The sequence below is a fragment of the Vibrio sp. ZF57 genome, from assembly GCF_001691235.1.
GTDB classification, from domain to species: Bacteria; Pseudomonadota; Gammaproteobacteria; order Enterobacterales; family Vibrionaceae; genus Vibrio; species Vibrio crassostreae_C.
The window spans coordinates 13409-26843 of sequence record NZ_MAKD01000116.1 but is presented as its reverse complement, the minus strand read 5'-3'; the positions used below and the strand labels follow the sequence as shown (position 1 = coordinate 26843).

18 protein-coding genes are annotated in these 13435 nt (G+C 44.7%); 2 read left to right on the top strand and 16 right to left on the bottom strand.

Annotated features, from left to right (window positions below; translation table 11 throughout):
- Positions 1-516, bottom strand: coding sequence for a GNAT family N-acetyltransferase (locus A6D97_RS17900; protein WP_017067858.1), 516 nt, complete (start codon positions 514-516; stop codon positions 1-3).
- 97 nt (positions 517-613) lie between these two features.
- Here A6D97_RS17900 and A6D97_RS17895 point away from each other — a divergent pair, with 97 nt between their 5' ends.
- Entirely contained in the window at positions 614-823 is a 210-nt protein-coding gene (locus tag A6D97_RS17895; protein WP_017060973.1) for a DUF2986 domain-containing protein, read from the top strand.
- 114 nt (positions 824-937) lie between these two features.
- Here A6D97_RS17895 and A6D97_RS17890 read toward each other — a convergent pair whose 3' ends face one another.
- The 9 genes from A6D97_RS17890 to A6D97_RS17850 form a co-directional block, all read right to left on the bottom strand.
- Complete coding sequence (locus A6D97_RS17890; protein ID WP_065584939.1) at positions 938-1861, bottom strand: ABC transporter substrate-binding protein; 924 nt, start codon at positions 1859-1861, stop codon at positions 938-940.
- A 2-nt stretch (positions 1862-1863) separates the two neighbouring features.
- Positions 1864-2739 carry a metal ABC transporter permease gene (locus A6D97_RS17885; protein ID WP_050622353.1) on the bottom strand — a complete coding sequence of 292 codons (876 nt, stop codon included), beginning with the start codon at positions 2737-2739 and terminating at the stop codon, positions 1864-1866.
- The gene (locus A6D97_RS17880) at positions 2739-3473 is read right to left on the bottom strand and encodes a metal ABC transporter ATP-binding protein (RefSeq protein ID WP_017067855.1); all 735 of its coding nucleotides are present in this window, start codon (positions 3471-3473) and stop codon (positions 2739-2741) included. Before A6D97_RS17880 ends, A6D97_RS17885 begins: the two co-directional genes overlap by 1 nt.
- Positions 3473-4408: a zinc ABC transporter substrate-binding protein gene (locus tag A6D97_RS17875; protein ID WP_065584938.1), complete on the bottom strand. Its 936-nt coding sequence runs from the start codon at positions 4406-4408 to the stop codon at positions 3473-3475. The genes A6D97_RS17880 and A6D97_RS17875 overlap by 1 nt, the downstream gene beginning before the upstream one ends.
- A gap of 16 nt (positions 4409-4424) precedes the next feature.
- The gene (locus tag A6D97_RS17870; RefSeq protein ID WP_065584937.1) at positions 4425-5021 is read right to left on the bottom strand and encodes a hypothetical protein; all 597 of its coding nucleotides are present in this window, start codon (positions 5019-5021) and stop codon (positions 4425-4427) included.
- Complete coding sequence (locus A6D97_RS17865; protein ID WP_017062543.1) at positions 5018-5353, bottom strand: hypothetical protein; 336 nt, start codon at positions 5351-5353, stop codon at positions 5018-5020. Before A6D97_RS17865 ends, A6D97_RS17870 begins: the two co-directional genes overlap by 4 nt.
- 116 nt (positions 5354-5469) lie before the next feature.
- Positions 5470-6306 (bottom strand): DUF4198 domain-containing protein, encoded by an 837-nt coding sequence (locus A6D97_RS17860; protein ID WP_017062544.1) that lies wholly within the window; start codon positions 6304-6306, stop codon positions 5470-5472.
- A gap of 138 nt (positions 6307-6444) precedes the next feature.
- Positions 6445-6963, bottom strand: coding sequence for a DUF2271 domain-containing protein (locus A6D97_RS17855; protein WP_017062545.1), 519 nt, complete (start codon positions 6961-6963; stop codon positions 6445-6447).
- Between the two features lie 71 nt (positions 6964-7034).
- On the bottom strand, positions 7035-7664 hold the full coding sequence (locus A6D97_RS17850) for a PepSY-associated TM helix domain-containing protein (protein WP_017062546.1): 630 nt from the start codon (positions 7662-7664) through the stop codon (positions 7035-7037).
- Between the two features lie 343 nt (positions 7665-8007).
- On the opposite strand from A6D97_RS17850, the gene A6D97_RS17845 reads away from it, so the two are divergent.
- Positions 8008-8328: a hypothetical protein gene (locus tag A6D97_RS17845; RefSeq protein WP_065584936.1), complete on the top strand. Its 321-nt coding sequence runs from the start codon at positions 8008-8010 to the stop codon at positions 8326-8328.
- Between the two features lie 161 nt (positions 8329-8489).
- Here A6D97_RS17845 and A6D97_RS17840 read toward each other — a convergent pair whose 3' ends face one another.
- The 6 genes from A6D97_RS17840 to A6D97_RS17815 are packed head-to-tail and all read right to left on the bottom strand — an operon-like array spanning position 8490 to position 13409.
- A complete protein-coding gene (locus A6D97_RS17840) occupies positions 8490-9668 on the bottom strand; it encodes a hypothetical protein (RefSeq protein WP_065584935.1) in 1179 nt (392 codons plus the stop codon).
- Positions 9665-10285 carry an energy transducer TonB gene (locus A6D97_RS17835; protein ID WP_017067523.1) on the bottom strand — a complete coding sequence of 207 codons (621 nt, stop codon included), beginning with the start codon at positions 10283-10285 and terminating at the stop codon, positions 9665-9667. Before A6D97_RS17835 ends, A6D97_RS17840 begins: the two co-directional genes overlap by 4 nt.
- Before the next feature lie 19 nt (positions 10286-10304).
- The gene (locus tag A6D97_RS17830) at positions 10305-10709 is read right to left on the bottom strand and encodes a biopolymer transporter ExbD (RefSeq protein WP_004731145.1); all 405 of its coding nucleotides are present in this window, start codon (positions 10707-10709) and stop codon (positions 10305-10307) included.
- On the bottom strand, positions 10706-11266 hold the full coding sequence (locus A6D97_RS17825; protein ID WP_004731144.1) for a MotA/TolQ/ExbB proton channel family protein: 561 nt from the start codon (positions 11264-11266) through the stop codon (positions 10706-10708). Before A6D97_RS17825 ends, A6D97_RS17830 begins: the two co-directional genes overlap by 4 nt.
- A complete protein-coding gene (locus A6D97_RS17820; RefSeq protein WP_065584934.1) occupies positions 11266-12642 on the bottom strand; it encodes a MotA/TolQ/ExbB proton channel family protein in 1377 nt (458 codons plus the stop codon). The genes A6D97_RS17825 and A6D97_RS17820 overlap by 1 nt, the downstream gene beginning before the upstream one ends.
- Entirely contained in the window at positions 12642-13409 is a 768-nt protein-coding gene (locus tag A6D97_RS17815; RefSeq protein ID WP_065584933.1) for a DUF3450 domain-containing protein, read from the bottom strand. The genes A6D97_RS17820 and A6D97_RS17815 overlap by 1 nt, the downstream gene beginning before the upstream one ends.
- Positions 13410-13435 lie beyond the last annotated feature (26 nt).

The window sequence follows — 13435 nt, the reverse complement described above, 5'->3', positions numbered from 1 at the left end:
TTAATTACCTAATGAGAAACCGTACAGGTTGAGATTAACGCTTTCGCTTATCACATCTTCAACTCGCTCGAACACAAAGCCTAACTTAGTCAGTAGTGTGATACTTCGAATGTTATCAGAGGTAGTGATGGCAACTAAATGATCGATATCAGCATTCTGCTTAGCTTGTTCAATTATCGCCTCCGCGGCTTCTTGGGCAAAGCCTTGACCATAAAACTCAGGAGCAAACCCGTAGCCAATATCATGCGACGCTAAGGTGTCTCTTTTTATTAATCCGCAGATACCAATTGGCGTTGAAGTTTCTTTGATTTCAACCATCAACAAACAGACACCCTTCTCTTCATGCATCTTAAGAATGTTGTTTTCAATGTACTCGACAGCCTTTTCAGTGTCGTTGATTTCCTTATCACCAATGTAACGCAGGAAATCTTCTGAGCTGTATAGTCGTTGAATAAACGCCGCATCTTGAGGTGTGATCATTCTTAATCTTAAACGTTCGGTCTCGACTGACTGCATAGTGATATTTTCCTTGCTGAATACCATGTAAATATTGAGTTCTAGAGCTAAAATGATTATCCTCCACCGCCTAAACTAAATACAAGGCTATGCAGCAATGAACCGTAAGAAAAAAATCAATCAAATTCTAAAAAAGAAGCAGAAACAGGCGAATTCTAAACTGCATAGTAGCAACAAGCCTCGCTACATCTCTAAAGCTGACCGTGCAAAAATGGAAGCTGAAGAACAAGCGAAAGCAGCTCAAGAGCAAGCTGAAGGTTCAGTAGAAGCAACGGTTGAAGCTGAAGAGACAAAAGCTGCAGAGTAAGTTTATACTCGCAGTCCTCTTGTCTGACACTCTTTTCAGAGCCAACAGACAAGAACAAAAAAGCAGCCTCAAATTGGGCTGCTTTTTTGATCCTACCATTTTTAATCGCGCTGGTTAGCCTTTGAATGGCTGCACTTCCCAACGGGCAAACGGTGCTTTTGCGTTGATTCCCGCTCTGCCCCAACGATCAACAGAATCCACTACCAAGATACGCTCATTCGGTACCAATGATTTAATCAAGTTGCTTGGCTTTTTCGCTGTAACTAACCATAGAGCATCATCTTCCGAAAACATCTCTTTAAGCTTGGCTTTGTCCTGCTCTGTCCATTCCAGTTCAGCTTTGAACATGCGTTCTTCAACAAACAGTTGGCTGCCAGAGGCGAAATCTTCCAAGCTTTCTGAAAGCAACAATACTGAATCTACGTCATTGTCGAGCAATACTGCTTGCTGCTTGTTGATCAGTTCACGAACATCCAACATCACACGTTGTAAGTTGCTATCAATCGTTTCAGCTTGCGCAGGCCACAACAACTTAAAGTCATCAGCCACAATTGCCGCCATACGCGTTAGATTGGTTGGGTTTAACCACGCGTATTTAGACACTTCACCATTTGATAACGTCAGCGCAGCTACACCTTGCGCGCGCGGTGTAATCGCTTGAGCCGCATCCACTTCAACCAAACGGATATTGCCCTGTCTTGCGTATACAAATGTAGGATCAGCTTGCCAAATAGATGACAGCGTTAATGCTACGGTCGCCTTTTCGCCGGATTGAAGGACTTTGCTTGCGCCTTTAGTACCAAACCAGTTTGGCAGACGATCAATGCCGTAGCGCTTTGGTGGCAGATATTCGGTGGTAATGTCTGTGCCTTTGGTTAGCTCTGTCGCCAAAGCATAAGTCACAGGCGTACTGGTAAGGATATCCTCGGCATTAGCACTGATAGACACCATTGAGCCGGCCAACCATAGGCTGCTAACGGCACCAACTTTAGTAATAGCCTTCACTGTTCTTGAGATACGATTAATTAAAGAGGTCATGATTATGCCTTTCTTATAATCCGGTATAGCGTTGCCGCTAGGAAAAATGTCGCTGAAACGATGATGATCGAAGCGCCCGAAGGTACTGGTAGTTTCAATTCCATAGGTAAGACGGTTCCAACTAAACACGCGACTGTTGCCAGTAATGCCGACAGCAATACAAAGCTGCCCATGCGTTTAGTTAACAAGCGAGCTGTCGCACCTGGGATCAGCAATAATGCACCAACCAGAACAGCACCTACGATCTTCACCGCTGCAATCGTCACTAAGGTGATCATCATGACAAACAAGTAGTCGTAGAAACTGGTGTTATAACCACGAACCTTGGCAATATCAGGGCTGATACAGGTTAGAAGAATACGGTTGAACGTCGGTATCAAGAGCAAAATAATGATCGCGCAGCTGCCTGCGAGAATCGCTAAGTCTTGGTCTGTTACCGTCAAAATCGAACCAAATAGTACGTTCTCAAGCATGTGGATGTTGATCTTACGCGCCACGTACATCAGCAATGCCGCACCCACTGCCAGTGCTAAAGCAAGGAAAACGCCAACTAAAGTATCGTATGGCACATTGGTTCTGTTTCTTACAAAGTGAAGAAGCAGCGCGAAGATCATACAGAAGCTAAACAGACCAATAATTGGGTTTTCTGGTGGCTCGCCAAGCAACACACCTATAGCGATACCGGTTAATGCCGCGTGGCCTACCGCTTCAGAGAAGAAAGCCAAACGCTTAGCAATCACCAAAGTACCCAGGCCACCTAGTAACGGGCCCAGTAACAATGCAGCAACCAGTGCATTGACCATGAACGCATACATGAAGCTGTCAGATAACCAACCCGCTTCAACACCACTTACGGCAAGTTGTCGTAGCCAATCCATTACGCAACCTCCTTCGGTTTGTTCATCGCAGCACCACTGCTGTAATGCTGGAATAAGCTTTCAATCTTACTTGGATGTAGTACCTGTTCGTGTGGACCACTATCAACCAAGAATCGATTCACAACATGTACATTGGCTTCAAGGCGACGTACTGCGGTTACATCGTGGTGAACCGCAAGGATCGTGCGACCCTCGTCAACACATTCACGAATCAGCGATTCAAGATAACGAACGCCCTGCTCGTCCATACCCGTGGTTGGTTCATCCAACACCAGTAGACTTGGGTTATCTAATAGCGCTTGGGCAAACAGCACGCGTTGCTGCTCACCACCCGATAACTGTCCCATGCGGCGGTCGCTACGAGTAGCCATACCAACGCGATCTAATTGTGCGAGTGCAAGATCCAATTGCTTAGACTTACGACGCCAAAATAGCGGAATTCGAGTTTGGTTAAGCAACACGAAATCCATGACCGTCAAAGGCAAGCTCGATTCGAAGGTCGCTTTTTGTGGAACATAACCGATACTTGGCTTTTCTGGCCAATGAATATTGATTTGCCCAGAGAAAGGCGTCAAACCAAGAACAGAGCGTAGCAGAGAGGTTTTACCACCGCCGTTTGGCCCCATGATTACATGGCACTCACCCGCTTTAAGTTCTAGTGAGATATCGTCAAGAATGACGTTGTTGTCATATTGCAGACCGAGTTGATTGATTGAAATCGATGGACCTAACATTATGCGTTCCCGCTTTTAGCTTGGTTCGCCGCCGCAAATTTCATTGCTTCGATTAATGTCTCGAGATTCTTCTGCATCTCAACTTCGACTTTGTCGTCTTCATATTCGCCATGCGTCATGTGAGAGAAACGGTAAAGCTGAACACCCGTTTCCGCTTCAATCGTGTCAACAAAACGGTTTGGCATGTTTAGCTCATAGAACAACACGTCAATGCCCGATGCGCGGATCTTTTCGATCGTTTCTTGCAACTGGCTCGGACTTGGTTCAACACCGTGTGCAGGCTCAATCACCGCCGCAACATCCAAACCAAATTCTTGAAGGATGTAGCCATACGCATTGTGCGTGGTCGCCACCTTCATACCTGAAGTATCTAACTCACCTAATGACAACATCGCATCGCGCTTCATAAAGCGAAATTGCTTTGCGTATTTACGTGCATTCTTACGATAAAAAGCCGCGTTGTCAGGGTCGAGCTTAGAGACCTCACTCGCGATGGTGTAAACCTTTTGAATTGTTGTCGAAAGCCCAACAAAGGTATGTGGGTTAACGGCACCTTGACCAACAGACTGACCAAGAGCAGGAAGTAGAGGCACTTCTTTGTTTGCTTCGATCACGACTAGGTCATCACGTTGCGCGGCTGAAATCACTTTAAGCGCGAAGTCATCGTGACCAATACCGTTTACCACGATGGCGTCCATCTGGCTCAATCTCTTCAAGTCGTTCGGTTGTGGCAAGTAGTTATGCGGATTAAAGCCGGCATCAACCAAAGGAAGGATGTTCACTTTGTCGCCTACTACTGCTTTTACGTAGCTGTAGTAAGGTTGAAGCGTGATACCAATCGTCAGCTTGTTGCTGTCGATCTTATATTCTTTTGCCAATGCATTGGGTGCCATGAACACCGCTAATAACGACATGAACAGAGTCATAATTCGCATAGTAATTCTCTTATTATTAGTGAGCATCGCTTTCATGATGCTGTTCAATTTCTGATTCGTTCACGACCATTTTCCAACCCGTAGACTCTAGCGTGTGTTGGTCAAAAGTAGCGGGCTGTTTCGCTACACCGCCCAAGAAGATCCAGATTTCAGGAGAAACGCTGTTCGCATTTAAAATAAAGGAATCCGCAAAACCATGATCGGTTGGCGTAGCTTGTTCACTTGGTGTCGCAGATTCACTTGGAGCAGAGAAATAGTAACCACGCTCGTCCAGTACCCAAGCATGAGAACCTTTGCGCTTCCAACTCTGATCTTCTACAAACGGGGCAACCCATTCATCTTTAAGTGATGCAACACTCGGCCATTCACCATCTGAGTCCATGCGCAGGTCACGGATTTCTTCATGCGCTAAACGCAGCTCTGATAGCATCGCCAAGTTTTCTTGTTCAACATCAGTCACTAGAATTTGATGATCAAGCACTGCTTTAACGTGGGATTCAGCCTGATGAAATGGGATTGCGACAGTTGCAAAGCAAAGGATGAACACAATGATCAGTCCTACCCATTTGCCCTCTCTGCCGCCCGTATCAGCACGTACGCTTTGAATCATCATTTTTCACTGATCTCTACAACATCAACTTCAACTGGAAACTCATGACCTGAATCGAACACAAGGTAGAACTCAGTGTCAGGATGTGGGAATTCAACGATAGAACGTTTATCTGTCATCTCTTTTGCAATCAAGTTGTCTTCGTAATCGTACATCTCAACTGCGTAATCAATCGCTTTGCTGCCATCCGAATAACCCGCTTCACAAGCAACAGTCTTACCTTCAAACCAGCAGCTCATCAGTGGAAAGTGTGCTTGAGCAGGTAATGCAGCGAAACCAAGTCCCAATGCTAAGCAAGGAGTCATTAAAGCGTTAAGTTTTGTTTTTATTGTCATGGTTCGTACCCTAGCCACAGTGCAAATTCTCAGAAGTAAACTGAGCGATAAAGGGCTCAAATGAGCCCTTAAGTTTTTTTGATTCTTAATCAGGGATCTAGCCCCGATATCACAGACTATTGAAGCAGCGCTTCGAACGTTAGGTGAACGTTCGCGCTTGCTTTGTCTGCCAGTGGGTTGTCAATCAACTCACCTTTGTAGTTCGCTTTCATTACGTAACGACCTGCTACGTCTGGAGTAAACGTGATTTCACCGTTCTCATCACTCACCACATCAATCTGCTCTTGGTGGTTGCGGTAAAGCGTACCTTCACGAGTAATCTCCGCTTTCACGTCTTTCTGGATTTCACCGTTGTAGAAGAACTGGAATGTCACAGGTTCGCCTTCAACGATATCTGAAGGGTGTGTCACAGGCTTCATTTCTAGAAGCTTGCCTTCAATTTTGAACACTGAATCCGTTGGCTTACCTACCGTGATGTAGCTTTCTGCACGAGTGAAGCTGATCTGCGTTACCACGTCACGTGATTTTTCAGGCAGAACTGAGTCACGCTCAGCTTTGTTTGCTTTAATCCACTTCACCGTGTCACGGCGACCCGCTTTGTATTGCGTGTAGTAAGACGGCTGGTTGTTGATCGCCACTTTGTGTGTACCTTCTTCTTCAAAATAGAAGTCGAAGATTGAACGACGCTTGCCACGAATAACGAAGTTAGGACGCTCGCTGCGGCCATCTGGCATGATGACATGAGCATTTTCGCTGCCAGCAGGCTTATCAAAAACAAACGTACCGTGAGACGCAGTAACATCGAACGTTAGCCAATCACCACCTTCTTTAGATACAGTAAAGTGAGATGGCAAAATCCAACGTGGGTGAGCTTGTGCCGTTGTCGTTGCTGCTAGACCGAATGCCATCACACCCGCTAGAGCAAGTGCTTTGATTTTTGTCTGTTTCATCATGTTCAATTCCATTATTTATAATTGTTAGCCGTGTCGCTCTATCTGAGCCTACGATGACCACTGTCTATTCTGTTCAGCTTGGTTTTAGTTCGTACTTACTAGTTACTGTTCGCACTTACTAGTTACTGTTCGCACTTACTATTTAGCGATGTAGTTCAGGGTGATTTCACCCGTCTCTTCCGTTGCTTTTAATTCGTAAGATATGTTTGAATCTGCGAGTGATACTTTTTGGCGAAGGTAATTACGGCCACCGTGTTCACGAACCACTTCGATATGAACCGTGTACTCGCCTTGTTCTAACGTTTCACCGCTGTCGCTCTTACCATCCCACACGAAACGGTACTGGCCAGCAGGACGTGTTGCAGACGTCACAGCATCAACCAGTTCACGATCGTAACGGCCAACCTTTCTCCACCAGCTGCGCAGATCCTTAAGCCATTCGTCTTTACCGACCCAAAGCTCGATGGTTTTCACTGACTTTCGTTCGCTATTCTCTACCCACACCGCCACATAAGGACGTGCATACATAGAGGTATCAATCTTTGGAAGCTCAAAGCTGACATCCAGTTTTGCCGTATCAGGAATCGCTTGTGCCATACCTAGGCTTGGCAAAAGAGATAAAGCAAGAAGCGCCTTGCTCCAGTTCATTTTTTTCATTTTTAACAACCTTTTAAATCCGTTTAACCTTAAGTTCGCTCTTCAATCCGATTCATCAATCGAATCAAGCGTTAAGGCACGGCGACAAAATAGATAACCAATGAGATTGCAGACCCAAACACCGTCCATTTGATGGAAGTATTAAGCGTCTTTTTCTTAGGTAACAGTAAGCACACGCCAGTAAGCACAAAGAAGATCATCAATAGCGCAGTGATATCGATAAACCATTTCCATACTTCACCGCTGTTACGACCTTTATGCAGATCGTTCAACAATGCGATAACGCCGTAATTAGTGGTTTCGACTTCTACAAACTCAGACGTAACGTCAACAAAAACGGAAGCGTTGTAGCCGGGTCCTTTGAAGTCCATAGATACCTCACCGATGAGCAACTCACCATCTTCAATCTCTGCATAGATGTCCAAACCAGAAGGAACGCCGGAGAGGTTGGCTTCTTCGAACAGAAACGTTTCAAAGGCTGTCTCGTCAGCTTTTAAACGTCCGTCTTGAACCGTAAATAAACTTGTAGGAAGCGTTAGCGTAGAGCGTTGGATATTGGGTTGGCTTGATTCAAATAACTCAGGTCGGTTCAGGGTGATACCGGTTACTGAGAAAAAAAGAACCACGAACAGAAGCGCCATAGAAATATAAACATGAAGTCGACGAGCCCATGACTGAACCGCCCTACTTTTTAACGACATACAAACCAATACCTATAAATTTTATGGCGACAATTTAGTTGATAATCATTCGTATTGGCAGTCAATTTACATTGTTTACGTTTGCCGAGTGGCGTAAGGAAATTTACATAACATTACATGGGAAGTAATCGAACTGTATGCATATTCTTGCTAACGTGTACTAAAGGGGTTTGATTCGTTTTATTAGAGGTTATTGATAACAGGGTCAAAGCTCAAAAAAGCTCAATCTCAACATGCTTGATTGAGATGGGTTTAAGGTAACAGTCGTAGCTTTAAGGATAGAAAGTTGGGACTATTTGATCACTGGTTTGATGATAGCTAATGAAGCTTAAAAGGATTTGAAATGCGTATTTTTGTTTTGGCTTTTGCTGCGCTAGTGACGGCGTGCACCAGCCAAATAATCAGCACGGAAGAACATATTCAAGAATACATCGGTTCAGACATAACCGATGCACAAGAGCAGTATCTAACCGAACGCTCACGTCCTATCAGCTTTTGGGCATCTCGAAACTATGCTTGGGTTGAGACGAAGAAACCACTAGATAATGGTTACACTTTACATGCCTTTAAGAACCCTTATCGAGACTGCACCATTAACTGGGTCGCTAACACCAGTGGCGCAATTCAAAGTGCGACGCTTAGTGGCACGATGTGCGAGCCTTAATCAATCCAGGCCAATCGAACAATAACGCTAGATGAGCTAAAGTCTCAAGGTGAGTTTAAGTCGCTAGAATTAAAAAGGGTGTCATTTGAACGATCAAATGACACCCTTTTGCTTTTGTTGGTTCTTATGTGCTGTTCTTGTCTTCTGTTTGCGATGAGCTGTTAGACGTTTCCGTTATCACTTACCGTTCTTAGCTGAGTCAGATATTTAATCCAACCTTTTGCCTCAGAAGAAGGCTCAATGTTGTTCGCACGTTTCGCTTGAGCAAGAGCATTATCAAGATTCTTTAGCTTGTACCATGAACGTACTTTCGCTAAAGCAACATCAGCTTGCTTGTTCTTGTCTTTCACTTTATCCAAAACAACCAGAGCACGATCGTAGTAACCTTGTTGAACCAGTAACTGAGCCACATTCCAATGATATTGCGTGTCTTTTTTAGACGCTAACGTCCACACTTCAATCGCATTGTCCCATTCTTTCGCTAGCTGCCAGTAGGTTGCTTGTTCAGCCAGAAGTTGAACATCGTTGTTCGCATCATCTAACTTAGCGATCTCTTGTGCTGCTCTCTCTGGAATGCCTCGTTTAGCATAAAGCTGAGCCAGTAATCTACGGTCTGAGTTTTTCAACTCAACACCTTGTAGATCAGCCAACGCTAGCGTGTTCAATGCATCACGATTACGTTCTAATCTTAGCTGAATACCAACAAGTTGACGCCACCAGTTATCTTTCTCTGGTTGAAGTTCAATGAGGCTTTCCAGTGTCGGAATAGACTGTTTCCACTGCTTTAACTGTAGCTGAGCACCCAATTTTAGCGATAAAGGTGATAACTCTGGTTTTGAATTGAACTTGTCGTGATTACCGATGGCCACTAGGACTTTCGACCAGTTTTCAATTTGGTATTCAGCTTGTGCAATTCGCATCCAAAGCGTGTCTTTCTTTTCCTTTTCAGGCGCTGTTTTCACTAACTCGTAGTAGTGCGGAAGCGCGTTTTTAAACTGCTGATCGTTCAACAACAAATCAGCCAGCATACGCTTCGTTATCCAAGCTTGCTCATCGACTAACAAATTCGTATCGACGGCATAAGTGAGCTGCTTAATCGCCGCGTCAGTTTTGCCATCTTGCCAGTAAAACACACCCAACATACGAGCTACGTATGCTTTGTCGTAACCTTTAGAAAGCTCCAAGCCTGCGAGTACATCAATCGCCTGTTTAACCTGTTCATCTTGAGCAAGCTTATGCGCCTTTTGAACACGAATGGCAGTATATTGAGATAGCTCTTGCGCTTGTGTTGTAAGGGGCATTAACAACAAGCCCACTAATATCCATATCTGTTTCATCATTTTGCCAACTTAAACTCTAGTTTCACGGTTTGACCAACCTGAGCTATCGCTTTTCCATCGACGACTTTTGGTTGATATTTCCATTTTTTAAGTGCTCTCATCGCTTCACGTTCAAACATACGACGTGGGTTTGCGTCAGTGACTTGAATGTCAATTGGGCGTCCCGTTTCGTCGATGGTAAAAGACATTATCACATGGCCTTCAGCGCCACGCTTCAGCGCTTTAGGTGGGTAACGAGGTTCTACTCGATACAGAGGCATTGCTTGTTGGTTTGACCCAAAATCAGAAAATGTCGGCGCGTTAATCGCTAGGCCGTCAATGGATGTATTCAAATCCAAAGAAGGTAATGAAGACATCGAATTCAGAGGCGTAACTTCAGCTTGTGACTGAGACGTTTGCGCTTCCGGTGGCGGCTCTGGCATTTCTGGTTTTTCAGGGACTGCACGTTGTCTTCTTTGAACTTCTTGTTCTTGTTCCACCATTACCATGTTGAAACTTAACGTCTCGCTATCGTCTGGTGAACGTTGGTGGCCATTATCGACCATCCAAGCCATGAAAGAAAACAGCGCTAAGCCCAATGCACCCGCTAGCGGTAAAGCAAGAAATAGGCGAATCATTTATGAAGATCCTCCAAGATCATCGCTTTTCAGCAGCAAGCGCAATGTTTTTAACACCCGCACCTTTAGCGGCGTCCATCACTTTAACAACGGTTCCGTTGTAAGCGTGTTCATCCGCTTGAATGACCAAAGAAGCATCAGGTTGTTCTAGCAATAAATGCTCTAACGTCGCTTGAACACGTTCAACATCAACAACACGTTTATCGATGAAAATGTCGTTTGCAGAAGTAATCGCAACAAAGATGCCTGCATCCTTTTGGCTTACTACGTTAGAAGCTTGTGGGCGATTGACTTCCACCCCTGATTCACGAACAAATGAACTGGTCACAATAAAGAAAATAAGCATGATAAAGACAATATCAAGCATCGAAGTAAGGTCTATTTGAGCCTCTTCGTTTTTAGAATGACGTCGACCGAGTCTCATCGTTGACTCCTTAAAGATTTTTCTAATTTCAATTCTAAGCGGTTACACACTTTCGCTAAGCGAGCGTGAACAAACATGCCCGCTAACGCTGCAACCATGCCTGCCATGGTTGGCAGTGTTGCTAACGAGATACCTGAAGCCATCAATTTAGGGTCACTGCTGCCTTGTGTCGCCATAACATCAAAAACAGAGATCATACCGGTTACAGTGCCTAGCAAGCCCAACATCGGGCAAATAGCGACTAACAGCTTAATAAAATTCAAGTTCTGGTTAAGCAAGATACTCGCTTGCCCTAACCAACCTTCACGAATGGCTTTGGCATGCCAAGAAGAGTGATCTTCTCTTTCATGCCACTTAGTAATCCAAGCTTGGCGCTGCTTTGGAAAGTAGAACGCAAGATAAAGCACACGTTCGACTACAAGCACCCAATAAACTAGGACGACGGCCGCTAGCCACCACAGGACGAAACCGCCCTGCTCCATAAAGCTTGATAAAGACAGCAGCCAGTCACTCGTTAACCAACTCGCTGGTAATAGAGAACCCGACAAAATATCCATTACGCAGCAGTCCCAACTGGTGAAACCACAGCTTTTGATTCAACCGTCTTTTCTGCCTGCTCAGCAACAAGACCAATACCTTGTTTCTCAAGAATATTGCGAATGTTTTCTGCTTGAGTGCTAAGAATGTTGTGTGCCAGTAGAAGAGGCATTGCCGCAACCAGACCAAGTACCGTAGTGACAAGCGCCATAGAAATACCACCCGCCATTACTTTAGGGTCGCCATTACCAAACTGTGTGATCACTTGGAACGTTTCGATCATGCCGGTTACTGTACCTAAAAGGCCCAACATTGGTGCTAGTGCCGCCAATAGCTTAAGCATCGATAGACCTTTCTCTAGGTGAGTCTGCTCATCAACTACCGCTTCTAAAAGTCGCAACTCTAACGCTTCAACCGTTTGGTTTTGTTCCTTGTTGTACATCGCAAGAACACGACCTAGTGGGTTATCACCCGCTTGCTCAGGGTTCTTAAGTTGCGCGCGAATTTTCTGGCGTGCGATAGCAAGAGAGACACCACGAACTAATGCGATGATTAGACCAATAGCTAGTAGGCCAAGAATCACTTTACCAACCACACCACCCGCTTGTAGACGGTCAGTTAAACTTGGCGTAAGTGCTAATTGCTCTAGCATAAACCCGCGAGAAGGATCGACAACCACGTTAGATACTTCACCATTCGCTAACGAAGAAAGTGACGCTAACGTTGGACCATTTTGTGGTTGCTTAAGGTAAGCGATCGCATCTTCACGCTGAGTGTTCCAGCTAACATAGCCTTGCTCTGTCACAAGACCAATCGAACCTAGTCGGTAAGCGTCAACCTTGTTTGTATTGCCTTCACCATTAATGAATGCAATTTGAGATTTGCTAAGCTCAGAACTCGCTTGGATCTGTTCAACCATGCTCATCCACAAACCGGTCAGCTGTGGCATTGAAGGCAGTGATTTAGCATCAATGATTTGATCAACAGTTGCAGTGTGTTCAGCACGATCAACACTATTCACGGTTGAGCTAAGCTCTGCGCCGAGTTCTTTTGCGTTTTGACGAACGACACCGAACAGCTCGCCTAAGCTACCGGTTTCTAAACGCAGCTTCTCTTCTAAGCGAGCAAGCTTGTTTTCGTTATCACTGAACGTTTGAGTCAGAACATCTGTCGCACCTTGGATAGACGTACGCTTCGCTTCAAGCTGAGCTTTGATCGCTTTCAGTTCTTGTTCTGTCTTTTTGAAATCAGCTTCACGCACTACGTTGTGAGAAGCTTGAGTTCGACTCTCTGATTTTGCTTTATTAACTAGCTGAGCCGTTGAGTCTGAAGCTGAGAAAGCAGAAAATGAAAGTGATGTAATGCAAAGCAATGCTGCTAATGGTTTTAAGTTCATTACTTAACCTCCGCAACAGTTAAAGAAACAGGTAAAGTAATCAAGCTTGGGGCAGCTTGTTGGCCAGCAATATCGTACGCTTTATCTAGCTCTGACTTCATAGAAGAATCAAGTTCTTGCCATTGAGCTTCTGTTTGATTCCAAGCCCAGTATTGGCTGCCATTTAGATTACGAGCAACCAAAGAGATACGACCTAGGTGCAGAACATCTGCCTCGATTGTTTTATCACTCGCCAATGCGACACGACCTTGGTAAACACCCAACTTAATGCCGTAGTCCATCTCGATTTGGTATGCCTCTAGGATACGACGGTATTTCTCAGCATCACTTACGTCTGCACGAGTCATCATTGATTGAAGCTTTTCTACTCTTTCTAGACGCTGTTCTTTCTTAATCGGCACGTCTTTCTCTACCAACTGTTCAAGACCATCGATCATTTGATACATCAATGGCACAACACCTTGGCGTGTGTATTTGATTTCTTCGATCTGCTCTTCAATGCTTTGAGCTTCTTGGTTTTGGCTCTCAACTAATGCAGCAAGGTGATCGTGATAGATTTCTAGGTTTTTAACTTCTTCTTGCAGACGCTCAATCTCAGCTTGCAGCATTAAAGTCGCTTGTGAGCTTTTATCAATAACCTTTTGGCTCGAAGCCGACGCGTTATTGGTCTTGTTTTGAATTGATTGAGCTTGATCCAAGCTGTTTGCCATAGAAGACGTTGCAACCAAACTGATGGCAAGCGCTAGGCTAGTTTTTAAAAGATTCATAATTGTAGTCATTTACTATAGAAGAA

Bases quoted from the DNA above. Each gene is read 5' to 3' on its own strand.
- A6D97_RS17870 (WP_065584937.1), bottom strand. From the start codon at position 5,021: ATGATGATTCAAAGCGTACGTGCTGATACGGGCGGCAGAGAGGGCAAA.
- A6D97_RS17860 (WP_017062544.1), bottom strand. From the start codon at position 6,306: ATGATGAAACAGACAAAAATCAAAGCACTTGCTCTAGCGGGTGTGATG.
- A6D97_RS17825 (WP_004731144.1), bottom strand. From the start codon at position 11,266: ATGGATATTTTGTCGGGTTCTCTATTACCAGCGAGTTGGTTAACGAGT.
- A6D97_RS17815 (WP_065584933.1), bottom strand. From the start codon at position 13,409: ATGAATCTTTTAAAAACTAGCCTAGCGCTTGCCATCAGTTTGGTTGCA.
- A6D97_RS17900 (WP_017067858.1), bottom strand. From the start codon at position 516: ATGCAGTCAGTCGAGACCGAACGTTTAAGATTAAGAATGATCACACCT.
- A6D97_RS17890 (WP_065584939.1), bottom strand. From the start codon at position 1,861: ATGACCTCTTTAATTAATCGTATCTCAAGAACAGTGAAGGCTATTACT.
- A6D97_RS17850 (WP_017062546.1), bottom strand. From the start codon at position 7,664: ATGTCGTTAAAAAGTAGGGCGGTTCAGTCATGGGCTCGTCGACTTCAT.
- A6D97_RS17840 (WP_065584935.1), bottom strand. From the start codon at position 9,668: ATGATGAAACAGATATGGATATTAGTGGGCTTGTTGTTAATGCCCCTT.
- A6D97_RS17875 (WP_065584938.1), bottom strand. From the start codon at position 4,408: ATGCGAATTATGACTCTGTTCATGTCGTTATTAGCGGTGTTCATGGCA.
- A6D97_RS17845 (WP_065584936.1), top strand. From the start codon at position 8,008: ATGCGTATTTTTGTTTTGGCTTTTGCTGCGCTAGTGACGGCGTGCACC.
- A6D97_RS17855 (WP_017062545.1), bottom strand. From the start codon at position 6,963: ATGAAAAAAATGAACTGGAGCAAGGCGCTTCTTGCTTTATCTCTTTTG.
- A6D97_RS17865 (WP_017062543.1), bottom strand. From the start codon at position 5,353: ATGACAATAAAAACAAAACTTAACGCTTTAATGACTCCTTGCTTAGCA.
- A6D97_RS17895 (WP_017060973.1), top strand. From the start codon at position 614: ATGAACCGTAAGAAAAAAATCAATCAAATTCTAAAAAAGAAGCAGAAA.
- A6D97_RS17830 (WP_004731145.1), bottom strand. From the start codon at position 10,709: ATGAGACTCGGTCGACGTCATTCTAAAAACGAAGAGGCTCAAATAGAC.
- A6D97_RS17885 (WP_050622353.1), bottom strand. From the start codon at position 2,739: ATGGATTGGCTACGACAACTTGCCGTAAGTGGTGTTGAAGCGGGTTGG.
- A6D97_RS17835 (WP_017067523.1), bottom strand. From the start codon at position 10,285: ATGATTCGCCTATTTCTTGCTTTACCGCTAGCGGGTGCATTGGGCTTA.
- A6D97_RS17820 (WP_065584934.1), bottom strand. From the start codon at position 12,642: ATGAACTTAAAACCATTAGCAGCATTGCTTTGCATTACATCACTTTCA.
- A6D97_RS17880 (WP_017067855.1), bottom strand. From the start codon at position 3,473: ATGTTAGGTCCATCGATTTCAATCAATCAACTCGGTCTGCAATATGAC.